We start from the raw sequence: 23,821 nt of genomic DNA, 5'->3' as shown, positions 1-23,821 counted from the left end.
TTCCCGCCTCACCGAGCTGATCGGCGCGGGCGGCATGGGCCGCGTGTGGCGCGGCACCGACGAGCTGCTCGACCGGCCTGTGGCGGTCAAGGAGCTGACCATCCCCCCGCAGCTGCCCCAGGCCGAGGTCGAGGTGCTGCGCACCCGGATGCTGCGGGAGGCGCGCAGCGCCGCGCGGCTGGGCCACCCCTCCATCATCACCGTCTTCGACGTGGTGGACGGCGACGACCGGCCCTGGATCGTGATGGAGCTGGTGCGGGGGCGCTCGCTCTCCGAGGTCATCAAGAGCGACGGGGCGCTGGACCCGGGCCGGGCGGCGGCCATCGGCGTGCAGATGGCCACCGCGCTGTCCATCGCCCACGACCGCGGCATCGTGCACCGCGACATCAAGCCCGGCAACGTGCTCATCGCCCCCGGCGACCGGGCGGTGCTCACCGACTTCGGCATCGCCCGGCTGGAGGGCACCTCCGGGCTGACCAGCACCGGCCTGCTGGTGGGCTCGCCCGGCTACCTGTCCCCCGAGCAGGCCCAGGGCGGCCCGGCCACCCCGGCCTCGGACATCTGGTCGCTGGGCGTCACCCTCTACCAGGCGGTGGAGGGCCGGGTGCCCTTCCACCGGGAGGCGGCGGTGGCGACGCTGACCGCCATCGTCACCGAGGAGGTGCCGCCGCCGCGCAACGCCGGCCCGCTGGCCCCGGTGCTGGCCGCCCTGCTGGAGAAGGAGCCCGAGCGGCGGCCCGGCATCGCCGAGGCGCACCGCATGCTGAGCGAGGCGGCCGAGCACGCCGGGAAGGCCCCGGCCGCCGCGTCCGCCGCCGAGCCCCCGCCGTCCGGGAAGGGGCGCGGGCGCGGACGCCGGTTCGCGGCGCTGGGGGGCGCCGCCGCCACGGTGCTCGCCGCCTCCGTCGCCCTGGCCTTCTGGCTGGGCGACGGAGGGCTGGACGGCGCCGACCCGGCCCCCCGCACGCCCCCGGAGGCGGCTGGAACGCAGGAGCCCGGGCCGAGCGCACCGTCAGAGCAGGACGGCGACCCTTCAGCGCAGGCCGACGAGCCCGAGGAGCCCGAGGCCGACGTCGCCATGGCCCGGTACGAGGACGAGACCGGCTTCTCCGTGGACCTGCCCGAGGGGTGGGAGTTCCGCGAGCGCAGCGGCACCAGCGTCTTCTTCGACCTCCCCGGCGGCGGCTACCTGCAGATCGACCAGACCGACGACCCCGGCGACGACGCCGAGCAGGACTGGCTGCGGCAGGAGGGCGCGATCTCCAGCAACTTCTCGGGCTACGAGAAGCAGGCGATCACGGCCCTGGACGAGCCCTTCGTGGACCGGTACATCAGCGCGGCCGACTGGGAGTTCACCTTCGACGAGCGGCACGCGGTCAACCGGGCCTTCCACACCGAGGAGAAGGGGTACGCCCTCTTCCTCGTCTCCCCGACCGACACCTGGGAGGAGAACCGCGGGCTCCTGGACGCCATCACGGCCTCCTTCGAGCCGGCCGCCTAGTAGCGGCGCAGGTGGGCGGCCAGGCCCGTCTCCCCGGGGGCCAGCTCCGGGCGCAGCACCAGGGCGTCGTCGTAGTCGCCGCCGTTCTGCGACCGGTAGGGGACCGGGTCGGTCTGCCAGGCGGTCAGCACCCGCTCGGCCAGGTGCTTGCCGGCGCGCTCGACGTCCTCGGCCGACGCGCGGTCGGCACTGTGGACCACGACCGGCGGCAGCACGTCCATCCCCGTGTACCAGAACGTCCCGTGGTTCAGCGGGAACAGGATGTCCTCGATGGCGCCGTTGACCCCGCGCGGGCCGATGGAGGTCTCCCGGGCACCGACGGTCGTCACGGCCAGCGCGCGCCTGCCGGCCAGGGGCCCCTCTCCGTAGCGGAGCGTGCGGCCGGTCTCGGGGTCCTGGATCCCGAACGCGAACCCCATGGTGAAGACCCGGTCGAACCACCCCTTGAGGATCGCCGGAAGCCCGTACCACCACAGCGGGAACTGCACGACCACCGTGTCGGCCCAGGCGAGCTTCTCCTGCTCGGCCACGATGTCCGGGGCCATGGTCCCGGCGCTCCGCGCGCGCTTGGTGGCGGCGGGCACCCGTAGGCGCTCGACCGGGTCGTGGCCGAAGTCGTCGGGCCCGACCACCGGGTTCCACTCCATCGCGTACAGGTCGGACTCCACGAGGGCGTGGCCGCCGTCGCTGAGCGCGCGCTGGGCGGTGTCGCGCAGCGCGCCGTTCAGGGACCGGGAATCGGGGTGCGCGAAGACCCACAGGACGTTCATCGGAGCGCTCTCCTCGCTTTCGGGATCGCATCGATCATGCGGCCCGGGCCCGCCGGGGCACGAGTGGCCCGTCGGCCGATATGCGCAATAATCGGGCCATGGAGCGAACCCCCCGGAAGCGAGCACGGCACACGGTGGCGGTCCTGGTCCGCGACGGGGCCCTGCCGATGGAGACCGGCATCGTGCACCGGATCTTCGGCGAGGCGCGGTCCCCGCAGGGCGGACGGCTGTACGACGTGCTCACCTGCGCGGTGCGGCCGGGGGAGGTGCGCACCGACGCCGACTTCACCATCAACGTGGCCCGGGGGCCGGAGGCCCTGGCCGCGGCCGACACCGTGGTCGTGCCCGCCTCCGACGTCGACTACGAGCCCGTCGGCGGGCCGCTGGAGGGGGAGCTGGCGCAGGCCTTCGCGCGGATCCCGCCGGGTGCGCGGTACGCCTCCATCTGCACCGGCACCTTCGTGCTCGCCGCCGCCGGGCTGCTGGACGGGCTGCGGGCCACCACGCACTGGCGGTCGGCGGCGCGCCTGGCCGAGCTGTACCCGGCGGTGCGGGTCGAGCCCGACGTGCTCTACACCGACGAGGGGGACGTGCTCACCGCCGCCGGGGTGGCCTCCGGCATCGACCTGTGCCTGCACATGGTCCGCCGCGACCACGGGGCGGCGGTGGCGGCCGAAGTGGCCCGCGGGACGGTGGTGCCGCCGCACCGGGACGGCGGGCAGGCCCAGTACATCCGGCGCCCGGTGCCGCCGTCGGCGCGCGGCGGGGCGACCGCAGTGGCCCGGGCCTGGGCCGAGGAGGACCTGTCCCGCCCGATGCCGCTGGCCGAGCTTGCGGGCCGGGCCTCGATGAGCGTGCGCACCTTCACCCGGCGCTTCCGCGAGGAGACGGGGGTCTCGCCCGCGCGGTGGCTGCACCGGCAGCGCGTGGACTACGCGCGCCGGCTGCTGGAGGAGAGCGACCTGGCGGTGGACCGGGTGGCCGAGCGGTCGGGGCTGGGGACCGCCGCTTCGCTGCGGGCGCACATCAAGGCCGAGACCGGGGTCTCGCCCACCGAGTACCGCCGGACCTTCCGCGGGGCTACGGCGCACCGGTGAGGCGGCGCAGCGCCGCCATGAGCGCCTCGGTGTCCGGCAGGGCGTCCGGGTCGACCAGCTCCTGGAGGATGACGCCGGAGAACACCGCGTAGGCGGCGGCGCCCAGCGCCCGGCCCTGCGGGGTGTCCTGCGAGCCCGGGTCCAGCAGCGCCGCGAACTCCCGGTGCGCCTCCTGGTAGGCCGCGCCGAGCGCCGAGCGCAGCTCGGGGGAGAACTGCGCCTCGGCGTAGGCCTGAACGCTCGCCATCAGCAGCTCGCGCTCCTGCGGCGTGCTCGCGCGCATCCGGTCCACCAGCGCGGCCAGCCGCGCCTGCGGGTCCGGCGCCTCGACCGCGTCCAGCGCCTCGGCGACGGTGTCGCCCCACTCGCTGGTCGCCGCGATGACCGCGGCGTTCATCAGCGCGTCCTTCGACCCGTAGTGGTAGCCGATCGAGGCCAGGTGGGCGCCGGAGGCGGCGGCGATGTCGCGCGCGGTGGTGTGCGCGTAGCCCTTCTCCACCAGGCATTTCTTGGCGCCTTCGAGGAGGTCGTCGCGGTGGTTCATGGCGGCATCCTACCGCCGCCCTTGGACGTACGTACATATTGACGAGCGTCTATGACGTACGTACGATCACGGCCATGACGACGACCCCCGCCTCCGAACCCGCCGCCGTCCCGCCCCGCGCCGGCCCCCGCGCCTGGGCCGGGCTGGCCGTGCTGCTGCTGCCCGCGCTCCTGGTGTCGATGGACATCTCGGTGCTGTTCGTGGCGGCGCCGGCGCTCGCCGCCGCGTTCGACCCCACCGCCGCCCAGTGGCTGTGGATGATGGACGTCTACGGCTTCGTGCTCGCCTCACTGCTCATCGCCATGGGCGGGCTGGGGGACCGGTTCGGCCGCCGGCGGCTGCTGATCGCCGGGGGCGCCGCCTTCGGGGCGGCCTCGGCGCTGCTGGCCTTCTCCCCCACCGCCGGGCTGCTCATCGCCGGACGCGCCCTGCTGGGGGTCGGCGCGGCCACCCTCGCCCCCTCCACGCTCGCCCTGATCCGCACCCTCTTCGCCGACCCAGCGCAGCGCCGGACCGCGGTCGGCGCCTGGACGGCCGCCTTCACCGGCGGCGCCGTCGCCGGCCCCGTCATCGGCGGGGCCCTGCTGGAGCACTTCTGGTGGGGGTCGGTCTTCCTCGTCAACGTCCCGGTGATGGCGCTGCTGCTGCTCGCGGCGCCGCTGCTGGTTCCCGAGTCCAGGGCGCCCGAGGGCGGGGCCTTCGACCTGTCGGGGGCGCTGCTCTCGCTGGGCGCACTGCTGGGCACGGTCTTCGCGCTCAAGCACGCCTCCGAGTACGGCCCCGACGCCGCGGCCGGGGCCGCCCTGGCGGGGGGACTGGCCTGCGGGGCGCTGTTCGTCCGCCGCCAGATGCGCGCCGCGCACCCGCTGATCGACCTGGGGCTGTTCCGCAACCCGGCGTTCGGGGCGGCCGTCGCCGCGAACGGCGCGGTCTCCCTGGCCGCCGCCGGTATGGGCCTCCTCGCCTTCACCTACCTGCAGACCGTGCACGGCCTGAGCCCCCTCCAGGCCGCCCTGCGGGCGCTGCCCACCTTCCTCGGCACGGTCGCCGGGGTCGTGCTCGCCGGCGCACTGGCCGGCCGCGTCCCCCGGGGCGCGGTGCTGTCTACAGGGCTGGCCGTGGGCGCGCTCGGCTTCACCGGGATCGCCGCGGTGGGGCCGGAGTCGCCCGTGGCGCTGTTCATCGGGGCCTACACGGTGGTCACCCTCGGCGTGGGGGCCGTCGGGTCGCTCGCCAACGACCTGGTCCTGGGGGCGGCCCCGCGCGAGCGCGCGGGCGCTGCGTCCGGTGTGTCGGAGTCGGCCGTCGAACTGGGCAACGCGCTCGGGATCGCGGTCCTGGGGACCGTCGCCGCGGCCGTCTACCGGAGCGCCGTGCCCGAGCAGGCCCCCGGGACCGTGGCGGGCGCCGCCGAGCAGGCCGCGGGCATGGGCGCGGCGGGAGACCACCTGCTGGAGACCGCGTTCGCGGCCTTCACCCAGGGCCTGAACGCGGCGGCCCTGACCGGGGCGGCCGTCATGGCGGCCACGGCCCTGTTCACCGCCGTGGCCCTGCGCGGTCGCTGACGCCCGCCCGCGGACGCGCTCAGCCGACCGGGGCGGGGGCCGCGGTCGTGTACCGCGGGCGGCCGGCGGGACGGTAGACCCGGATCTCCACGCCCTTCGGGGTGGTCCGCGCCCCCACCGGGTCGAGCGCGGTGTCCGGGCCGTCGTCGGGGAACAGCCGCCTGCCCTGGCCGAGGACCACGGGGCACACGAGCAGGGTGACCTCGTCGACCAGCCGCTCGGCGAGCAGCCGGCGGAGCAGGGCGCCGCTCCCGTGCACCTGGAGCTCACCGCCCGGCCGGGCCTTCAGCTCCGCGACGGCCCCGGCGGGGTCGCCGGAGAGCACGGTGGTCTCCGACCACCCCGGATCGGTGAGCACGGTCGACGCCACGTACTTGGGCCGGGAGTTGAGGGCCGCCGCGATGGGGTTCGTGTCCGGATCGGCCATGGCGCCCCAGTAGCCGGCGAAGATCTCATAGGTGCGCCGCCCGAACAGGAAGGCGTCGGCGCCCTGGTAGACCCGGTTCAGATGGGCCGCCGCCTCCTCGTCGTAGTAGGGCATGACCCAGCCCCCGCGCTCGAACCCTCCGCTGCGGTCCTCGTCGGGCCCGCCGAGGCCCTGCATCACGCCGTCGACGGTGACCCATGTGGTGCTGGTGAGCTTCATGGCCGCGGTTCCTCTCACGGGAGAACGTTCGTCCGCACTGTCCGACCGCGGCGCCGCGCCGTTCTCATCGGTTCGGTGGCCCGGTCCCGGACCGACGTCCCTGGTCCAGGGCGGGCGGCACGGCCTTCGCTGGAGTGCGCGGGCACCGTGGCACAGGAGGCGCCACGGGCGTTTCGATGGGATACGCGTCGGAGCAGGGCTCCACGCGGGAGATCGCACAGCGCATCGGATCGGGGCTCCGGACGGGCGGGGTCGACGCCCAGGTCCGTTCGCTCGCGGACGTCGACTACGTGGGCGGGTACGGCGCCGCCGCCATCGGCAGCGCCGCGCACGACCGCACGTGGCCGGACATGGCCCGGGAAATCGTCGGCCGCGGTCTCGCCCGCATGCGCTCCCGGCCGGTGTGGCTGTTCGGCGTGGGCATGCCGGACGCGTTGCGCGGGCCGGGGAAGGCGCAGGACCGGTACGTCCTGGGTGATCTCTCCAGCCCTGTAGGGGCAGTTACGCAGCCGGCTCACGACGGCCCCGTTCTTGAGGTGGGAGGCCGCGCGCTCGTCGGGCCCGCGCAACCGGGCGTGGCCGGAGTCCGCCCCCCTTGCCTGTGAAGACTCGCAACCGCTTGACGTCCTTCTGAGGCGATATGCAGAAGCGGTGGAAATGTGACCCGTAGCGGCAAGACATTTACGCTTGATGTGTGCGTGCCGCGTTTCGGAGTCGAAGGGCACCGATGAATCCGAGCGCGAGGAAGACGGTCGCGACCAGCAGGGCCCAGCGTGTCGCGTCGGCGAATCCGACTGTGAGCGCATCGACGGCCGTAGCGCTTTCATCGCCGAGGCTGCTGTGGTCTCCCTGGGCGCGCAGTTGCGCGATCGTGGTGCCGGCGGACTGGCGGGTGGCATCCGCGAGCTCGTCTGCGGCCGTTCCGGTGAGTCCGGCGTCTCCGAGGGCCGCGGGCAGGGTGAGCGCGAGCGAGATCGAGAGCGCAGCTCCGGCGAAAGCGGTGCCGAGCGCGGAGCCGATCTGCCGGACCGTGCTCTGCGTTGCCGATCCCTGACCGGAGACCTCGGTTGGGATGTCGCCGAGGACGGTGCCGGTGAGCTGCGCGGAGGCGAGGCCGAGTCCGAGGCCGTACACGGTGAGCGGAATCGCGATGATCCAGCCGGGGGTGGTGGGCCCGAGGATCAGCGCGAGTGCGAGTACGCCCGCGACTTCGAGGCCCAGCCCGATGAGCACGGTGCCGGGCGAGCCGAACTTCGCCGCGAGGTGCCGGGCCGTGGCGCCGGAGAGGAACGCGCCGACGGCCATGGCCGCGAGAACGAGGCCTGCTCCCATGATGTCGAGGCCGAGGGCGTTGATCAGGTAGAGCGGGAGGACGAAGATGATCGCGAACTCTCCCACGGCCACCATCGCGGCGGTGAGGTTCCCCCAGGAGAACGTGGAGAACGAGAACAGGCCGAGGTCGAGGAGAGCGGCGCGCCGCACCTTCTCCCGGTGGCGTTCCCAGACCACGAACAGGACGAGCGCGATGGCGGCGGTCCCGAACGCCACGGGCACGGCCGAGATCGCGGCATCGCGGGGCCACACCCATGCGAACACCGTCAGGTCGTATTTCGGGGTCCACCAGCCCAGGTCCGGCCCTTCGATGACTGCGAAGACGAGTGCGCCGAATCCGATGGCGCTGAGCAGTGCCCCGTCGACGTCGACGCCGGGGCGTTTCCTCTCGCCGCGGGTTTCGGGGACGGTGGGGATCGCGGCGATGAACACGAGTGCGCCGATCGGGAGGTTCACGAGGAAGATCCAGTGCCACGACGTCCATTGGGTGAGCGCACCGCCGGCGAGCGGACCGACGGCTGCGGCGCCGGAGATCACGGCGCCCCACACGCCGAACGCCGCGGCCCGGTACTTCCCGCGGAATACGGCGTTGACGGTGGAGAGGGTGGAGGGCATGATGAACGCCGCTCCGACCGCCTGCACCGCACGCGCCCCGATCAGCACGCCCGCCGTGGACGCGGCGGCGGCGAGAAGGCTGCCTGAGACGAACACGATCAGGCCGGCGAGGAAGATCCGTTTGCGTCCCCATCGGTCCGCGAGATTCCCGGTGGAGAGCAGGAGTGCGGCGAGGAGGACGGCGTAGAGGCTGTTGACCCATTGCGCGTCGGTGAGGTCGAGGTGCAGGTCGCCGATGATGGCGGGCAGGGCGATGCCGACGATGGTGCCGTCGAGCACGATGAGGCCGAGCCCGATGGACAGCACGGCGAGGCCGAGCCAGTCGCGCCTGCTCGGTGCGGGGGTGCCGGTACCGGTGGTCATCGGGTGGTGTCCTCTCAGCGTGATCGGGGCCATCGGCGGCGCAGCGCGCCGAAGGGCGCGCGCAGGGTGAGGACTCCGGCGACGACGAGGATGAGGTAGCCGAAGCCCTGGAACACGGTGAGCGTGTCGGTGGGCTGGGGGCCGGCGTCGCTGGTGAGGAGCATTGCGGCCACGGTCCCGAAGAAGCCTGCGAGGAAGGTGACGACGGCGCGGCCCCCGGTGACGGGGGCGATCCGGTGTGGAAGGCGTTCCACGATCGGCAATGCCGAAAAGGGTTCGTCGGTGAACGCGTCGGCGTTGCGCAGGGAGAACGCGAACAGCACCTCACCGACGCGACTGCGTGTGTCCGAATCCGTGCGGCCGATCGACCCGGAATCGGGGAGGAGACCGCCGTCGGTCGCGACGATGTTGGCTCCGGGGTGCAGGTCGGAGTGGAAGAATCCGGCTTCCATGTTGTGGAAGAGTGTCGCAGCGAGCAGGCGGGGCGCGAACCGGTGGTCGGATTCGGTATTCAGTGCCTCGAGCGACGCGCTCGCGAACGTGGACCCGGTGACGTGTTCCACGGCGAGCACCTGCCCTGCGCCGAATCCGGCGAAGTTGCGCGGGATGCGCACGCGGTCGTCGTCGGGCACCTGCGCTTGCACCTCGGTGAGGGCGGCGATGTCGGCGGCTTCCTACCTGTGGTCGGGTTTGTCGCGATGGCTCGTAGCGTGGCGGTCCACGAGCCGTTCGATGCCGAAGCGGGCCGCCCAGTCGTTGGACCGGGCGAGCCTGCGTGCCAGACGTTAAGCGATGTCGAAGTCGCGTTCCATCATCGACACGAGGCTGGGCCTGCGCACTTTCGCGGCAATCCGTTCCCCGGGCTGCGGTACGGCCGCATGCACCTGGCCGATCGACGCGGCCGCGAACGGGGACTCGGGCCCGACCCCTGCCCTCGGGCCCGAGAGCGCGGGCCAGGATGATTCGGTCGGCGCCCATACGCACCCTGAGGAGGCGCCGGGAAATGGCTCCGGGGATGAGCATGAGCAGCACCGCGGCGCTGAGCCGTGTCGGACGCGTCGAGCGCGCTCGCAGCGATGTCCACGGTGACCCCCGGAGCGGGTATGGACTGCGCATCCAAGGATGCAGGCGCGGAGGTACATCCGCTCACTGCTCGGTCGAGTGTTTGTTCCGGGGGCGATGGAGGCTCCCGAAACTGGGAAGGATGCGCGACATGCAAGCACCGGGAGGCGCCGGTGAGCTGCGTGAACACGCCATGAGGGCGGCCGTGGAGGCCAGGCGGGGCCCGGCCACCCGGCCCGGGACCCTCACCCGTGTCGGAGACCGGCCCGGCACCACCGCCGTCCAGGCCCGGCGCCTGGCCGAGCTGGAGCGCCAGAACAGGGAGTTGCGCCGGGCCGACACCATCCTCAAGTCCGCGTCGGCGTTCTTCGTGGCGCAGCTCGACCGCCCCACAGACCGGGTAGTCGCCTCCATCGACGTCCATAAGCAGGAGTTCGGCCTCGAGCCGATCCCCCGGGTGCTGCGGGTCGGCCCGTCCGCCTCCCCTGCGCCGAGGACCGGACACCCTCGGACCACTCGGTTTCCGATGCGGACCTGACCGCCCGCATCGCCGGGGTGCACGCTGTGAACCACGAGGTCTGCGGGCTGCGCAGGGTCTACCACGAGCTGACCCGGCGGGGCCGTGCGGTGGCGCACGGAACAGGTCGGTCGGAACTCATTGGAGCGAGCGGCGAACAAGCCCTGGCCGCCCGCGGCACACCAACGGGTCATGCACGGTGCGGACCCGTTGCGACCAGGGCCTTGTGCCTCTGAGGACCTACTTCAGCAGCTGGCGGGCCATCACCATGCGCTGGATCTGGTTGGTGCCCTCGTAGATCTGGGTGTTCAACGAGGTGGTGTTTCGCCACCAGCGGCGGATCTCCGTAGAGGCTGCTTCACCTGCATGAACCTCGCCCACGAGTACCCGTAGTTTCTCGTTGGTTCCCAGTCCCGGACGGAACAGGGACGGAACAGCGGTGGGCTACGACTTCGTGCGTCGGTCACCCGATCGCAAGCGCCAAGACGCCGACCGCTGCGCCCGCTGCTGCACCGCCAGAGAGTAGGGCACTCGGCCAGGAGGTTCCGTCTGCGAGACAGAGCCCGACCGTGATCGCCCCGATCATGGCGCTGCCGATCAGGATCAAGGCCACCCGGACCTCAAGCATGACTGCCACTCCCTCTTCGCTCGTGGGACTCCCTAGCAAGCTTCGAGCCCGCGAAAAGCTGGTGACATGCGATCTCCCACCTTCCTGGTCAACAGGTGGAGATCGTTGGAAGAGCGCTCTAGGATGCCTCGTCCGTGCTGTACCTTGATTACACGTTGTCTTCCTGTGCTTATAGTTGCTTATGAGAGTCCTTGATGCCCAAGAAGATCCGTCTTCCCTCGCAGGAAGAGTTGCCACCAGGGGCACGCCGCCACTTCGTGGAGGTCCTCTTCCGAGTCTGGGGGGACGCAGGTATGCCCCCCGCGCAAGCGGTCAGCGATCGTGTAGAGGAACTGGACCTTGCCGGCAGCGCCAGCAAGGAGACGGTTCGCCGCATGTTGACCGGTAAGGTCGTGCCTCAGACCTGGGAAAACGTCGAAGCGGTTTTCGTTGCCCTCTCTGTCATGGCTGGTGTCGATCCTGACCGAATGGTCGTTATCGAGGACGACTACGACGACTGGGAGGTCGGGCCGGAATCTGCCCGGTCTGTCCTTCGAACCCTCTGGCAGCAGGCGCTCGGTGGCGGGGGGTATGCGCATAAGGGGATGGAGGACTACGTCCCACCAAAGAGTGTTCTCTGGGCTCCTTCTGCAGATGACCCTCCCTTCTGAACACCGTGGAGGCGCCATGTCCGTCCATGCCCTCGTCGCCTACACTGCTCTCATGGACGCTCGCGAGGAACTCGGGCGGCGGCTGGAGGCCGGGGAGCTCTCTGAGGCCGCTGCGGAGCGCGCGCTGACTGCGGCCGAGGACGTCGAGGCGCTCCTGAGTGCCGAGCAGTGGGGTCAGGCGCCGCGCGAGGAGACCCTGGCCTGGATCGACTCCTGGGAAGTCTCAGATGAGGCTCTGACGGACGCGTACCGCTCCTTTGGTATGGAACCCTCCTCCTGATGCCCCAGGGGCGCATTCTCGATTCCAGTGCCCTACACGACTTTGCCCGCGGTCGGGAGTACGCCCGTGCCCGAGTGGCTGTCGCGCTGCGCTCGCCCGAGGCCCGCCTGTCGGTGCCAGCCGCCGCGCTCGGGGAAGCTCTCGGTCGACTGCCCTTGGCGGGCCGGGAGCAGCTGCACCGGTTGCTGTCTCAGAACGGCGTGGTCCTGGACGAGCTGAATCTGGAGACCACCAGGCGGGTCGGGCAGCTGCTGGCGAACGCGCGCTCCCACACGCCCGACCTCGACCTGGTGACGGGTCACGTGGCCTTCGTCGCCCGGGTGCGGCTATGGCCGGTGTTGACCAGTAGCCCGCAGACGCTGCTGCGCTTCGACGCGGCCTTGGACGTCGACACCCTTCCTTGAGCGCTCACCGCCGCTTGCGGAACAGCCGTTTCCTGGCATACGGCGCGTGCTCTGCCAGCGCCCGATTCTCGGCCTCCCGCTGCTGGGTCTGGAGCTTGCGGTGGAGCTCGGCGTTGTCCTCGTGCGCGGCGGCCAATAGGGCCTCGGCCAGATCCTTCTCCTTCCGCAGCTCGGCCAGCTCCCGGTCCTGCTCAGTGATCGTGTGCTGCATGGCGGCCTGGGTGGCTTTGCGCTCCTCGACCGGGTCCGGCTTCGGGCCGGGGGCGGGTTCAGGGGCAGGCTCATCCACAAGACGGGCGTTGAACCGCCCCCGCTTCCTCCAGCCCGCACCGAGCGGCTTGAAGATCTCCGCCCCCGGTCCATGGGTACGCAGCTCTTCCAGTGTGGTGACTCCTGCTCTGAAGGAGTTGTGGTCGAAGGAGACCGGCACGGGGGTCGTGCGCACCTGGAGCTGCTCGATGCGGGAGCGCAGGTTCTTCTCTGACTGGCCGGCCAGGATCACCAGCAGGGCGGGAAACCACGTGTAGCGTTCCGACCACGCGAGCTCCGGCAGTGCCCGGGTCGTGGTCCGGAGCTTCTTGAGGTCCTTGTGGTCGGCGCCGGGCCGATAGCGGTAGTAGCGCTCGTAGGCCGTGACCTTGCTCGCCAGGCGCTGGACCGACTCGGTGCCGCGGTCGATCTCCAAGAAGGCGTGGAAGTGCCAGGTGCCGTTCTGGTGCTTCTGGGGCAGGACCACGTCGATGACGGCGTCGCTGATGATGTGGGTCTCGTTGAAGCTGCGCCTAGGGCGCTGCCCGTCCCTGATGCGGTGGGCGACCTCCGGGGTCCAGGCCCACGGAGTCATCACGATCCCGTTGCTACGGGCGTGCTCCAAGAAGCACAGGCCCGCTTCGACGACGTCCAGGGTGTGGTGCTGGAGCGGACCTTGGGCACGCTTGAGGTCCATCCGGTAGGGGCGTTCCTGGACCCCGCCGTGCTGCTGGGCGAGGTCGGTGCCGGCCGCGGTGGCGAACCAGACCGAGTCCCCACCGCGGGGTCGGTGCACGCGGTCGGCGAGCCCGGCGTCACGCAGTCCTGCCAGGGACTTGCGGAGGTACTGCTGCGTAGAGGTGGCGGAGCGGAGCATGCGCTGGAGCTGGGAGGTGAGAGCCAGTCGGTGGTGGGACAGGGCGAGGAGGGCACTTCGCTGGAGGGGCGTCAGGCGGAACGAGGGGTCTGTGGAAGCCGAGCGCGATCGGGATGCCATGGGGTCTCCCCGGTTACAGGTACTGGTCTGATGCAGCGGCCTGCCGGGACGAGGACGGCGAAGTGCCTCAGCGGGAGCGAGGAGGACAGGGGATCATCTCTTCTTCTCTCTATGAGAGAAGAAGAGATGTCGGCGCCCGCCGCGGCGGGCGCTTGCGCTGCCCTGGCGGCGATCCCGTTTCCTACCCGTCCGATCGCAACGCGCCACCATGTGCACGTTCCTGCGCGCCCCTGTACGCGCCGGTCTGCGCACCATGGCGCGTAGACCTCTCTTCGGCCAGCCCTGACGTCCCTTCGGCTGCTCCTTGAAGAACGCCGGTGCACCGTCGGCATGTGACAGCGGGGCTCGAATCGCCCCCTGCTGGCCGCATATGCCGCCTGGCACGAACGGGATGCGCCCTCGCCCACCTTGCAGCGTTATGCGTTCGTGGCAAACGGAAGCCGGGGGCGGCCACTCCCTCGAGGGTGCCCGCAAAAACCGCAGAACCCGCAATAGCCACGTTGTCGCTGCTCAGGTGCCCTTCAGTTGGAGCGCGCAGAAACCCCGCAGAAAGCCTGCGTGCTCGCGCAAAAACCGGCGGCTGGGCGCTCGCGTGCCGTGGGGCCCTCCCCTGCGGCGACGACGGATGGGAAGGATGAGGACATGGAGACCCACGACACCCACCGCGTGGTCGCGCACACCAGTACCGAGGCGAGCGCGGTGGCGCTGGTCGAGTGGCTGGGACGGGCGGGCCTGAACGGCGCCTACGCGTCTCACCACCCTGCGACCGGGTGGCGGGCCACGGCCCGTACCGGTGATCGCGACCTGGCCTGGGCCGCAGCCCAAGCCATGCTCGACTCGCGGGGAGTGAGCGGCACCAGCGCTGTGCGAGAGGATCGGCCGGACACCGGCCCCGGCGTCCCCGATCACTAGTGCCACTTCGCCCCCTCGTCGTGCCTTCGGGAGTCGCGGGCCTTTTTGCGTATTCACCCGGGGATTTTGCGGACTTCTGCGCTTCCTGCCAAGGGGCGGCGTCTGCGCTGGCAGTGGGCCTGCGCGCCGGGTTCTGCGCTTTATGCGGTTTCTGCGGGCGGGATCGGCGCCGGGGCGGCCGTGGCCGATACCCCAGCGCAGTCGGCCCGATCAGCCCCGACACGAAGAAGCTCCGCTCTAGGCTGAACAGTGCGACCTGATCAGGAGAGCGGAGCCATGCCCGATCCTACCCCGCCCCCCTTCGGCCAAGCCGTCCGCGCGCTGCTCACAGAACGCCGCATTTCCGTGCGCGAACTGGCCCGGCGCACCAACTTCGACCACGGCTACCTCTCGCGCGTCCTGTCCGGAAAACAGGCCCTTACCCGGCCGATGGCCGAGATGATCGACCGCGTCTTGGAGGCCGACGGCGCCCTTGCCTCGCGCGCCAGTGCACCGCCGCCCCGGCCTGGCGGCGAGGTCGGCGAGATGCTGGCCTTCGCTCGCGCTGCTGGTGCCAGCGACGTCGGCTCGGGCACCGTGGAGATGGTCGCCGCAGCCGTCGATGAGCTGTGCTGCGACTACCCCACCACTCCGGGTCCTCTCCTCCGCGACCGAGCGAAAGGGCTCATGCGCGAGGTGCTGGACATACTGGAGCGCCGCAGCACGCTGGCCGAGCACCGCGCCCTCCTTGTGGCCGGCGGCTGGCTGGCCACGCTGCTCGGGTCGGTCTACTTCGACTGTGGCGACAACGCCGCCTCCGAGGCCGCCCGGCGCCTGGCCCGCCAGCTCGGCGAGCAGGCCGACCACGGTGAGATCATCGGCTGGACACACGAGCTGTCGGCCTGGAGCGCGCTCAGCCGCGGACGCTTCCAGACCGTCGTCGATGAGGCCGAGGCCGGCCGCGCCCGCGCGGGCGTCTCGCACGCCAGCGTGCAGCTGACCATCCAAGAGGCCAAGGCCCGCGCCCGAATGGGCGATGCCTCCTCTCACACGGTGCTGGAGCAGGCCGAGGCGATGCTGCGGCGCCTTCCCGCCGTCGAGCGGCCTGAGCACCATTTCCGCATCGACCCTGACAAGCTCACCAGCCATGGCGCGACCGCCTACACCTGGCTGGGCTGGGACGACACCGCCGAGGAGTTCGCCCGCGAAATGGCCGAGCGCTACGGCCCCAGCGGAACGGAGTACCGGCCAATGCGCTTGGCTACCGCCAACATTAACCTTGGCGTCCTCGCCGCCCGCCGCGGCGACCTGGACGAAGCCGTCGACCTGGGCTCGGCAGCTCTGAAAGGTGAACGTCGCTCCGGCGCACTGCCGTCCTGGGCGGAGTTCCTGCTCGACGAAATGGTCACCCGCTATCCGAGCGAGCGGCGGGTAGCCGACTATCGCGAGCAGCTTTCTTTGGAGTGGGATACCGAGTAGGAGAGGGAATGGGGTCCACTCCCCCCTGCTTGCATCCCCGCTGCGACGGACCTGGAACACCGTAATTGGGGCCAGTGCATATACCCGAGCTATGTACTGCATTTGTCATGGAAGCGCGGCTCGCTGTCGCCAGCAGTGACAGCGCCGGAAACGAACCCGAGCTACCCATGTTGCGCGCGGCGCCTATCACCACCCTCACTGCGTTTGCAGAATGACTGTTCATCGCTATGAGGTATACCCGCCAGGTCGGGAAACTTGAAGCGCGCGACAGGGAAACCCGTGCGCGAGACACAGGTGAGGCAGGCAACAAAACCAGGCGAAGATCGGATCCTCCCTCTCGGGGTGACTGGCTCATGCACCACTCCATTGCCCGCGACCTGGGCATTTCAAGCACACTCTAAAGTCATTGCCTCTGCATGTGACCTCAAGTAGGTTCGTCAACGCATCAAATCGAAACGAGTCGAAAGGGAGTCTTCGTGCAACTGCGCAAGATTGGAACTAAAGGGATCGCTGTGACCGCCCTGGCCGGTGCGCTTGTGGCCGGCGTCCCGACAGCAGCGCAAGCGGCTCCGCCAGTCGGCAACAGCAAGCAGTGCACACACAGCGGCTCATCTGAAAGCCCAAATTGGTACACCGAGATTCGGTACGATTTCGTGTCTGAAGGCAAGTACCACAAGCGCAACACCATTTACGTCCGCACTCATACGGTTGAGGTGAATACCTGGCGTTTCGGCATGCACAGCAAGACGACGAAAAAATACGACTGCTTGAGCTGATCCACACTTCAGTCCAAGGCTTGACGGTCGCAGTAGGAACCTCCTACTGGACCGAAGTCTGAGAACCGCGGCTCCGTTTATCCGGGGTCGCGGTTTCTCGTCTCGGCAGCCCCTGCTCTTGATCGCTTCAAGAGGCGTTCGAGCAGGCGAAATGCGGAGGTCAAGCACCGCACCAGAGTCAGGGCTTTCGCGATATAGGAGACGTTCCTCTGGCCGCCTGAGTCCTCCGAGTCCGGCATTGCGTTTTGCGTGAGGTGCGCCGTCTCTGTTTCCTCCTGTTTGGAACTACCTGGTCCTGTGTGCACTCCGTCTTATGCCGCCCTGGTTGCAGAACAGGAATGGTGACTGGTGCCCGGTCCGCAAGCACCACTAGTCGTCTCCCTGCGGCCCAGCAGGCGTCCCTAGCCTCCCAATATGGACACGACGACCTGCGACGACAACCTGCCGGACGGAGAGGACGCCCGTGATCATGAGCTGCTGAGCCAGCTCAACACGGCCTACCGCGGAAGGTGGCGGATCTGGCGTTCGGTCGGCGAGGACGGTGCGCCGGCCGCCTGGGTGGCCACGAACACTGGCGTCCCCGACGCCGTTCCCACACTCCATGAGGGCTCACCAGAGCTCCTGCGAACGCAGCTAGAGGATCCGCCCCGGCGGTGCGCACGCCCACTCCCTGGCCTGGGGGCGGCATTGCAGGAGGAGCGGTGACTCAGGCGCGCGAGACTCTCCGGGCCCTGGAGCGCCTTCGAGTCGAGTACGGCCAGGTCTGGCGAATATCAACGACCCGTGCCGGCTGGCAGGGGCGGCTCCAGTGGAGGGCCGAGCGCCTGGTATCACCGGATCCCCAGGTGCTGCGGACTGAGACGCCAGATGAGCTCGAGGCCGCTCTCGACTTCCAATGCAGACTGCACGAAGTCCGCCAGGCCCACGGGGACACATGGCTGATCGGATGCCAGGTCAAGGAGGAAGGCGTCCCGCGTTGGGCCTGGGCACAGCGCAGGAGCCGCATCGCTCACGTCGTCGGCAACGCGTTCAGCGCACCGAGCCCGGAGGAACTCGCTGCCCGGCTGCGCGCCGCTGACAGGGAGCAGGAACGCTTCCCCTCCTAGTAGTCGGACAGATCCTCGCTCGGCTCCCACTCCCGCCAGGCCGCGTACTGCGCGATCAGAGAGAAGAGCAGCACCCCGACCGCAACGAGCGCCATCGAGCCCAGCACCTGGCCGATCGAGACGAGCGAGAGCTCCATGGCGGACCGGCCCGTGCAACCTGTCCAGACGAACAGCCCTCCGACCGCGAGCGCAGCGGTCAGGGGCCACCCTTTTCTGAGCCTCACGTAGTCGAGGAAAGGAGGCTGACCTTCACTGACGCTGAAGCTGCCGAGGAACGTCCCCAGCCGATCATCCTGCCGCGTGGTCCGCACGGCCCCGTTGTCGCGCGCAGGATGTCCGGAAACGCTGACGCCGGTCGGGACCGCGTCGCCCAGGTGCCACTCGACGTACCTGGCGATGTGGTCGCAGAAGGCCTCGTCCGTGTCCTCCTGTTCGGGGTCGAGGGCGACGACCAGCGGCGGCACCTCCACCGAGAAGCCCGAGAAGTCGACACGGCGGTGAAAGCGCACTGCCCCTCCCTATCGCGACGATCTTCCACGAATGTAGCCCGCGGGGCACGCCGGGTCACTAGGGCCGGGGACCTCCCGGAAGCGTTCCCCCGAACTAGACTGGTGCGCACCACGCGAACCGAGAAGAAGGGCGGCAGATGGGCGAGAAGACCGACCGAGTCGAGCGTTCGATCCGGGAGCTCATCTCCTCGGGCGACCTGGGACCGGGAGGCCGTCTGCCCTCCGAGCGGACCTTGGCCAAGGATCTCGAAGCAGGACGCACGACCATTCGCCTGGTGCTGATGCAGCTGGCGGCCGAAGGAACGATCCGCAGCGAGCACGGCCGCGGATACTTCGTGAACTCCGAGAGCGGTGAGGCTGAGTGACCGAACCCGACCAGGATCTCCCCCAGTGGAAGATCCACGGAGAGCGGGTCATCTACGACAACAAGTGGGTCCAGCTCACTCTGATGGACATCGAGCCGCCGGGTACCCCGCGGTTCGAGCACCACGTCGTTCGTCTTCACCACGTGGCGATCGCGGCGGTGGTCGACGACCAGGACCGGGTGCTGATGCTCCGGCGGTACCGCTTCGTCCCGGACAAGTGGGGCTGGGAACTGCCCGGCGGCATCATCGACCCCGGCGAGGACCCGGCCGGCGCCGCCGCGCGTGAGATCGAGGAGGAGACCGGGTGGAGGCCGACCGCAGGCCTCAAGCACCTCACGACCTTCCAGCCGATGGTCGGCATGGTCGACTCCCCTCACGACGTCCTGGTCGGTAGGGGCGCCGAACGCGTCTCCGACGCCCCTACCGACGGCGAAGAGGCCGGAACCGTCGCGTGGATCCCTCTCAAAGAGGTTTCCGGCCTGATCGAACGGGACGAGGTGCTCGGTGCCGGCACCCTCGTCGGCCTCCTCCAGATCATGGCCATGGGGATCCCCGGCGAGACCGTCACAGAAGGCCGTTGAGTTGATCGATCCGCCTCCGGTGGCGGACTGATCCCGTGCGGTTGGCCAGGAGCCGCGCCTTCTGCAGCTGGCTCATGGCCTCCGCGTACTCCTTCCGCACGAGGTGGGCGTGGGCGAGGTTGCTCCTCACGCCCGCCTCGGCCCGTGTGAAGGTCGGATCCATGGCCTCCAGGACGCCGTAGAGGTCCGTGACCGCCTGGTCGTCTCCGGCGAGCGCAAGCGTGTGCCCCCTCCAACGGGTCAGATGGTTCGAGGTCAGGAAGATGCTCGGCATATCCGGGTCCCGCAGCAGGTCGTCCGCCGGCATGGTGCGTTCCGCCTGCCCCAGTCGCTCGTGGCACGCGGCGAGATCCCCGTTCAGCGCCTGGAATTCGGCTTCAGCCGCGTATAACCACGCCATGAGGCGTGGCGACACCTTCCCTTCCGCCTGCCGCACCGCCTCCTGGGCGAGTTGCAGAGCCAAGTCCGGCTTCCCCGAATCGACCAGGACGTAGGCCTGCTCCCCCATCGCATGAACGAGGAATTTCGGTTCCTCTGCCTCGCGTGCAGAGGTCTTCGCAAGCTCGTAGTGCCGCCATGCCCGCTCGATGGCACCGACGTCGAGCGCCTGCCAGGCAGCGAGCGAGGAGGCTCCGGCAAGGGCCTCAGCAATCGGACGGCGATCCTGCGGGAGCACGGCGAAGGTCAGCGCCTCATTGAGCGTCTTGATGTGCGCTCCCATTTGGTCGACCAGCTGCGCCGCCCCCATCTGCCGGTCGACAGTGCGAAGCAGTTCCGTCTGGCTATTGAGGGTTTCGACCACGGTCTTGCTGACGGTCCGGGCGCTCTCAAGGCGTTCGAGCAACTCGTCGTAGCCGTCGACCGCGGTAATCGGCAGGTCCTGCTCAGGGAACAGTTCGTCGTCGGTCATGCCGAGAACGGTTCTGAGGATCTCTTTGTACGGCGAGGAGACTGTGCGGCGGCCGTTCTCCCACTCGGAGACATAGACCTTGAGGCTGCTCTTCGAGGCGACTGCCAGCGCCTTCGACGCGGCGCGATCCTGAATCTCCCTGATCAGGCGCTCTTGTGACCATCCTCGGGCCTTGCGCGCGTTCCGGATCCGCTCGCTCACACCACACAGCCTTTCGCCGCTCGCGTTCCGACCGCCGTCTGGACGTCGTTGCAGGTGAAGGCGGGTTAACTCGCTTGAGTTAACCCCTGTTGGCTTTCGGGCCGCCTCTTTCGCTGCACATCCTATGACCGTCTTCCCGATCACTTGAGAGCGGCGCTTGACACTGGTGCGCACCAGTTGTTTACTACTGGTGCGCACCAGTTGAGGGGCGCGAGCCGAGACGAGGAGTGTGCTCATGTCGGTCAGCAGCAGGAACCGCCGGTCCGTTCTCGCTGAGATCGCTCGTGAAGAGCTTGTTCGCCTCGTCTACGGCCCGATCGAGACCGCCGCGGACTACGCCAAGCTCTCCGAGCTCGCCGACGCCGCCGGCGTCCGCCTGGAAGACGTCCTGCCCGCCAGCGGGGAGCCCGGCCACGACCCCCGCACCCACCGGCCGGCCACCGAGGCTTCCGAGCCCGAGCGGTCCGAGCCGCGGGAGCCAACCCCGGACGAGCTGGCCGAGCTCGCCGACGACGTCGAGGAGCTGGAGGCCCAGAGCCTGGTCGCCGCCTACGCCTCCGACGTCGCTGAGCTGCTCGACACCGACATGGCCGAGGCCGAGGCCATCGTCAGCGGCTGGGGCACGCCGCCCCGCCCTGGCATCCTCGCCTTCCTTCTGGCCCATGGATCCGAGTGGACCCGCCTGCAGCTGGTCACCGATCTGACCGCCTGACCAGCACGAACTCCCAGTACCGCCGATACGACAGGAGAAGTGTGCCGTGAACAGCCCGATCGCCACCGCTACCGACCGCGAAACCGCCCTGCTGGCTGCCGCCGCGATCACCAACCCCGCCCACCCCGCCAAGGTGGCCACGGCCGCGGTACACGGCCGCATCGCCTGCCACGCCTGGTGCTCCTGCGGGTGGGAGGCGATCCGCCCCACTAGGGACGAGGCCGAGCTGGAGGCCGTTCTGCATCGCCTGGACCCCGACGAGTGGCTGGAGACGGGCCGCTCCGACTACCTCGCTGCCGGAGGCGACGAGTTCTGGGAGATCGGTCCGGCCGACCTGCCCGCTTGGACCCGGACGGAGGCAGCTTGATGAGCGAGATCGAGCTGAGCGAGGCCATTGAGGAGGTCCGCACCGAGATCGGCCGCATCGACACCAAGGCCTCCATCCTTGTCGGCCTGGCCGGGGCCGGTACCGGGATCGCCGTCTCGGGCGACCTGCTGACCGGAGACGAGCCCGGCGTGTGGCTGGTGCGGGCCGGAGCTTCGGCCCTGGCTGGGGCGACCCTGGCCGCTCTGAACGCGGTGCGCCCGCGGCTGGCGCGCGCCCCATTCATGCGCAACCGGCACGCCACCGCCCCACGGCTGAACTTCGCCCTGGAGGCCCCACAGGAGCGCTACCAGGCGTTGTGCGCGGTGGCCGCTTCGAAGTACCGCGCCGTCCGCCACTCGGTGGACCTGATCGCCTTCGCCGTGCTTGCCATCGCCGCCGGCACAGTCTGGCAGTTCCTTGCGTGAGCTCATCCCCCTACGCCTGAGGAGGCACCCGATGGCCGTGCTGTTCATCCTGCTGGGACTGGCCGTTCTGGCGGGCCTGGTCCGCCTGGTGGCGGGCCCCTACCCGATGGGCTTCCGAGTCATCACACCCAAGACCCGCGCCGACGAGGAGGCCTGATATGCCCACCCGCACGCTGTCCGCGGCTGAGCTGCTGGTGATCGCCTCGGTCATCACCGGCCAGCTCGACGAGTACTGGACTTCGCACCCGTCCCTCGCCGTCCAGGTCTGGATGGAGATCGGCGGCCGCCCGCAGATCGATCTGACCCTGCACCAGGCTGGCACCAACGACGAGGAACGGGCCGCCTGGATGGAGCACCTCGCCGAAGCACTGGGCACCACCGTGCGACAGCCGTCCCTGGGCTACGCCATCTCGACCGTGCGCCTGGACGACTGGCAGGGCACCGGAATCGACATCTACGCCAACGCCCGCACCCGCGACCCCGAGAAGACCCTGCAGGAGGCGAGCTGAATGCTGCGCACCGCGCCCCTCAAGCGGCGGATCCAGGCCCTGGAGGAAGAGCTGGCCCGCGAACGCACGGCCCGCGCGGCCGCAGAGAAGGAAGCGGCGGACCTGCGCTGCGACCTGCGGCACGCCAACAACGAGCTGCACACCGCCCGCGAGAAGATCGAACGGTTCTCCAGCTCTGAGCCGGACTTCTCGCTGCAGCGGGAGCGCCAGGCCCGTGCCGCCGCAACGGCCCTCGAAGAGGCCTTCACCGCCGACTCCCCGCAGGTCGTCTCGGCCGCGACCCAGCGTGCCCAGGCCCTGATGACCCTGGACCCCCGACAGTTCGTCGACCCCCGCGTGTTCTGCGATGTGGACACCAACAAGATCGACGGCTTCTCCTACGGCGTCCGGACCGCCGCCGGATCCATCAAGACCTTCGATTTCCGGGGCGAGGTCAAGGCGTTCCTCATCGACCGCCACGGCCTGACCTCGGCCGACGCCGACGAGGTGCTCCGCGATCGCCAGGAGGCCGCCCGCCGCCGAGACGCCGACATGGACGCCGCGCCGTTNAAAAGGCCCCCCCGCCGCTGTGACCGGCGGGGCGCCTTGTGACACCTGAAAGGCGCCAACCGTGAACGATGGTCCCACCGCCCGCCAGGAGGCGGCAATGCCCAAGCCCTCGAGCAAGGTCCGGCGCCTGGCCGCGGCCGCCGCCGACGCCCAGGCCCTCACCGACGAACAGCGCGCCCTGCTCACCCAAGCCGACCGCGACCCGGGCGTGGTGGCCGCGGCCCGCCGCAGCGCCACCCGCGCCGCCCGCACCCGCGTGAACACCCGCGCCCGCCTGAGCAACACCGCCTACACCGCACTGGCCGACCGCGCCGCTTCGGCCGGCACCGACCTGGCCTACGCCCTGCGCGCCCGGTCGGCCGAAGCCGCCCCCAGGGCGGTCACCGTCCTCTCGCGGGTCGGGCTGTGGGGTCCGGTGGCGATGCTGGCCATGAGCCTGCTGCTGTCCGCAGGATCCGGCTACGGCATCGCGATGCTGGCCAGAGCCGCCGGAGGCGCCGCGGCCACCGGCTTCATCGTCGAGCTGGGCGGCTCGGTCATCTCCACGGCCACCATCACCACCATCGGCCTGGTGGCCCGCTACAGCGCCTCGGGGTATGCGATCGCCACCCGCACCCGGGGCCGCAAGCTGCTGGTCGCCGCCCTGATCGCCGGGCCGCTGCTGATGAGCGTGGGGCTGAACCTGCTCGGGCTGGCCTTCGGGTTCTCCCTGGCCAGCGTCATCACCGCGCTGTGCGCGGTCGGGGCGGCCGGCACCGCGCTGGCCGCGCACGCCATCACGGTCATGACCTCCGAGGCCCGCACCGAGCGGGCCGACCAGATCGGCGAGCAGGACGCCGCCGACCTGCTTCGAGTGGCCACTGACACCGCGGCCCTGGACCGGCTGGTCGAGGCCCCGACCCTGCCCGCGCCCGCGGCGCCCGCGGTCAGCAGCCCGGCTCCTACGGATGCCGAGCTGGTGGGCACGGCCCTGCTGGGCAGCCTCGCCGACGGGGACCGCGAGCAGCTCGCGGGCCTCATCGCCGGTGACGAGGCGCTGCTGGACAAGGTGATGGCCGCCATTGCCCGGGTGCCCGAGTCCCCGGCCGAGTGGGGTGGCGGGACTGGCGGAACTGGCCCTGAGCAGGAAGGACAGCCTGCCGGGATCGCGGCCGCCACCCCGGGTGGCGGCACTGGCCCCATGCCCCCTGACCTGCACGGACACCCCGGGGACGACCCGGA

Annotated in this window: 28 protein-coding genes and 1 pseudogene; 20 read left to right on the top strand and 9 right to left on the bottom strand. The window is 70.3% G+C overall.

What is annotated here, in order from left to right; genetic code table 11:
• A partial coding sequence (locus tag D450_RS0122190; protein ID WP_017540837.1) for a serine/threonine-protein kinase occupies positions 1–1,501 on the top strand: 1,501 nt, incomplete at its 5' end.
• On the opposite strand, the gene D450_RS0122185 is transcribed toward D450_RS0122190, so the two are convergent.
• Positions 1,498–2,271, bottom strand: a complete 774-nt coding sequence (locus D450_RS0122185; protein WP_017540836.1) for an NAD(P)H-dependent oxidoreductase — start codon at positions 2,269–2,271, stop codon at positions 1,498–1,500. The genes D450_RS0122190 and D450_RS0122185 overlap by 4 nt on opposite strands.
• 98 nt (positions 2,272–2,369) lie before the next feature.
• On the opposite strand from D450_RS0122185, the gene D450_RS0122180 reads away from it, so the two are divergent.
• Positions 2,370–3,368 (top strand): GlxA family transcriptional regulator, encoded by a 999-nt coding sequence (locus D450_RS0122180; protein ID WP_241483243.1) that lies wholly within the window; start codon positions 2,370–2,372, stop codon positions 3,366–3,368.
• Here D450_RS0122180 and D450_RS0122175 read toward each other — a convergent pair.
• Positions 3,352–3,912 (bottom strand): TetR/AcrR family transcriptional regulator, encoded by a 561-nt coding sequence (locus D450_RS0122175; RefSeq protein ID WP_017540834.1) that lies wholly within the window; start codon positions 3,910–3,912, stop codon positions 3,352–3,354. The two genes, D450_RS0122180 and D450_RS0122175, sit on opposite strands and share 17 nt — an antisense overlap.
• A gap of 74 nt (positions 3,913–3,986) precedes the next feature.
• Here D450_RS0122175 and D450_RS0122170 point away from each other — a divergent pair, with 74 nt between their 5' ends.
• Entirely contained in the window at positions 3,987–5,477 is a 1,491-nt protein-coding gene (locus D450_RS0122170) for an MFS transporter (protein WP_017540833.1), read from the top strand.
• Between the two features lie 19 nt (positions 5,478–5,496).
• Here the strand turns inward: D450_RS0122170 and D450_RS0122165 are convergent, their stop codons facing one another.
• The gene (locus D450_RS0122165) at positions 5,497–6,123 is read right to left on the bottom strand and encodes a dihydrofolate reductase family protein (protein WP_017540832.1); all 627 of its coding nucleotides are present in this window, start codon (positions 6,121–6,123) and stop codon (positions 5,497–5,499) included.
• Between the two features lie 176 nt (positions 6,124–6,299).
• Here D450_RS0122165 and D450_RS31950 point away from each other — a divergent pair, with 176 nt between their 5' ends.
• Complete coding sequence (locus D450_RS31950; protein WP_017540831.1) at positions 6,300–6,728, top strand: flavodoxin domain-containing protein; 429 nt, start codon at positions 6,300–6,302, stop codon at positions 6,726–6,728.
• Positions 6,729–6,804: 76 nt separating this feature from the next.
• Here D450_RS31950 and D450_RS0122155 read toward each other — a convergent pair whose 3' ends face one another.
• Together D450_RS0122155 and D450_RS34885 are read right to left on the bottom strand one after the other, a co-directional pair.
• Positions 6,805–8,433, bottom strand: a complete 1,629-nt coding sequence (locus D450_RS0122155) for an MFS transporter (RefSeq protein ID WP_017540830.1) — start codon at positions 8,431–8,433, stop codon at positions 6,805–6,807.
• Positions 8,434–8,447: 14 nt separating this feature from the next.
• Positions 8,448–9,575 (bottom strand): annotated as a pseudogene (locus D450_RS34885) (AarF/UbiB family protein).
• Positions 9,576–9,646: 71 nt separating this feature from the next.
• Here D450_RS34885 and D450_RS32730 point away from each other — a divergent pair.
• Entirely contained in the window at positions 9,647–10,033 is a 387-nt protein-coding gene (locus D450_RS32730; protein WP_152520895.1) for a hypothetical protein, read from the top strand.
• Positions 10,034–10,252: 219 nt separating this feature from the next.
• On the opposite strand, the gene D450_RS35295 is transcribed toward D450_RS32730, so the two are convergent.
• Positions 10,253–10,393 carry an acyl-CoA dehydrogenase family protein gene (locus D450_RS35295; RefSeq protein WP_017540827.1) on the bottom strand — a complete coding sequence of 47 codons (141 nt, stop codon included), beginning with the start codon at positions 10,391–10,393 and terminating at the stop codon, positions 10,253–10,255.
• A gap of 441 nt (positions 10,394–10,834) precedes the next feature.
• On the opposite strand from D450_RS35295, the gene D450_RS0122130 reads away from it, so the two are divergent.
• The 3 genes from D450_RS0122130 to D450_RS33465 all read left to right on the top strand — a co-directional run bounded on the left by D450_RS0122130 (position 10,835) and on the right by D450_RS33465 (position 11,974).
• Positions 10,835–11,290 (top strand): hypothetical protein, encoded by a 456-nt coding sequence (locus D450_RS0122130; RefSeq protein WP_152520894.1) that lies wholly within the window; start codon positions 10,835–10,837, stop codon positions 11,288–11,290.
• 52 nt (positions 11,291–11,342) lie between these two features.
• Positions 11,343–11,570: a hypothetical protein gene (locus tag D450_RS0122125; protein WP_039820819.1), complete on the top strand. Its 228-nt coding sequence runs from the start codon at positions 11,343–11,345 to the stop codon at positions 11,568–11,570.
• A gap of 182 nt (positions 11,571–11,752) precedes the next feature.
• Entirely contained in the window at positions 11,753–11,974 is a 222-nt protein-coding gene (locus D450_RS33465) for a hypothetical protein (RefSeq protein WP_152520893.1), read from the top strand.
• A gap of 4 nt (positions 11,975–11,978) precedes the next feature.
• On the opposite strand, the gene D450_RS31945 is transcribed toward D450_RS33465, so the two are convergent.
• Positions 11,979–13,220, bottom strand: a complete 1,242-nt coding sequence (locus D450_RS31945; RefSeq protein ID WP_017540822.1) for a replication-relaxation family protein — start codon at positions 13,218–13,220, stop codon at positions 11,979–11,981.
• A 642-nt stretch (positions 13,221–13,862) separates the two neighbouring features.
• Here D450_RS31945 and D450_RS0122110 point away from each other — a divergent pair.
• From D450_RS0122110 to D450_RS34305, 4 genes are all read left to right on the top strand, one after another.
• Positions 13,863–14,132, top strand: a complete 270-nt coding sequence (locus tag D450_RS0122110) for a hypothetical protein (RefSeq protein WP_017540821.1) — start codon at positions 13,863–13,865, stop codon at positions 14,130–14,132.
• A gap of 276 nt (positions 14,133–14,408) precedes the next feature.
• On the top strand, positions 14,409–15,590 hold the full coding sequence (locus D450_RS30940; protein ID WP_017540820.1) for a helix-turn-helix domain-containing protein: 1,182 nt from the start codon (positions 14,409–14,411) through the stop codon (positions 15,588–15,590).
• A 476-nt stretch (positions 15,591–16,066) separates the two neighbouring features.
• Positions 16,067–16,366, top strand: a complete 300-nt coding sequence (locus tag D450_RS33460; protein ID WP_152520892.1) for a hypothetical protein — start codon at positions 16,067–16,069, stop codon at positions 16,364–16,366.
• Between the two features lie 414 nt (positions 16,367–16,780).
• Complete coding sequence (locus D450_RS34305) at positions 16,781–17,071, top strand: hypothetical protein (RefSeq protein WP_152520891.1); 291 nt, start codon at positions 16,781–16,783, stop codon at positions 17,069–17,071.
• Between the two features lie 397 nt (positions 17,072–17,468).
• Here D450_RS34305 and D450_RS0122095 read toward each other — a convergent pair whose 3' ends face one another.
• The gene (locus tag D450_RS0122095) at positions 17,469–17,981 is read right to left on the bottom strand and encodes a hypothetical protein (protein ID WP_017540818.1); all 513 of its coding nucleotides are present in this window, start codon (positions 17,979–17,981) and stop codon (positions 17,469–17,471) included.
• Positions 17,982–18,118: 137 nt separating this feature from the next.
• Between D450_RS0122095 and D450_RS0122090 the strand changes: the two genes are divergently transcribed.
• The gene (locus D450_RS0122090; RefSeq protein WP_017540817.1) at positions 18,119–18,346 is read left to right on the top strand and encodes a winged helix-turn-helix domain-containing protein; all 228 of its coding nucleotides are present in this window, start codon (positions 18,119–18,121) and stop codon (positions 18,344–18,346) included.
• Positions 18,343–18,927, top strand: coding sequence for an NUDIX hydrolase (locus D450_RS0122085; protein ID WP_017540816.1), 585 nt, complete (start codon positions 18,343–18,345; stop codon positions 18,925–18,927). The genes D450_RS0122090 and D450_RS0122085 overlap by 4 nt, the downstream gene beginning before the upstream one ends.
• On the opposite strand, the gene D450_RS0122080 is transcribed toward D450_RS0122085, so the two are convergent.
• Positions 18,911–20,038 (bottom strand): helix-turn-helix domain-containing protein, encoded by a 1,128-nt coding sequence (locus D450_RS0122080; protein ID WP_017540815.1) that lies wholly within the window; start codon positions 20,036–20,038, stop codon positions 18,911–18,913. The genes D450_RS0122085 and D450_RS0122080 overlap by 17 nt on opposite strands.
• A gap of 235 nt (positions 20,039–20,273) precedes the next feature.
• On the opposite strand from D450_RS0122080, the gene D450_RS0122075 reads away from it, so the two are divergent.
• The 6 genes from D450_RS0122075 to D450_RS30930 form a co-directional block, all read left to right on the top strand.
• A complete protein-coding gene (locus D450_RS0122075) occupies positions 20,274–20,750 on the top strand; it encodes a hypothetical protein (protein ID WP_017540814.1) in 477 nt (158 codons plus the stop codon).
• 46 nt (positions 20,751–20,796) lie between these two features.
• Positions 20,797–21,117, top strand: a complete 321-nt coding sequence (locus D450_RS0122070; RefSeq protein ID WP_017540813.1) for a hypothetical protein — start codon at positions 20,797–20,799, stop codon at positions 21,115–21,117.
• Positions 21,117–21,542, top strand: a complete 426-nt coding sequence (locus D450_RS0122065; protein ID WP_017540812.1) for a hypothetical protein — start codon at positions 21,117–21,119, stop codon at positions 21,540–21,542. Before D450_RS0122070 ends, D450_RS0122065 begins: the two co-directional genes overlap by 1 nt.
• A gap of 31 nt (positions 21,543–21,573) precedes the next feature.
• On the top strand, positions 21,574–21,699 hold the full coding sequence (locus tag D450_RS35290; RefSeq protein WP_017540811.1) for a hypothetical protein: 126 nt from the start codon (positions 21,574–21,576) through the stop codon (positions 21,697–21,699).
• Between the two features lies 1 nt (position 21,700).
• The gene (locus D450_RS0122055; protein ID WP_017540810.1) at positions 21,701–22,051 is read left to right on the top strand and encodes a hypothetical protein; all 351 of its coding nucleotides are present in this window, start codon (positions 21,701–21,703) and stop codon (positions 22,049–22,051) included.
• A 646-nt stretch (positions 22,052–22,697) separates the two neighbouring features.
• Positions 22,698–23,821: hypothetical protein (locus D450_RS30930; RefSeq protein ID WP_017540808.1), on the top strand; the 1,124-nt coding region annotated here is incomplete at its 3' end.

The organism is Nocardiopsis halophila DSM 44494 (genome assembly GCF_000341245.1).
GTDB lineage: Bacteria > Actinomycetota > Actinomycetes > Streptosporangiales > Streptosporangiaceae > Nocardiopsis_A > Nocardiopsis_A halophila.
The sequence above is the reverse complement of the archived record's forward strand: the minus strand, read 5'-3'. Positions and strand labels throughout refer to the sequence as shown.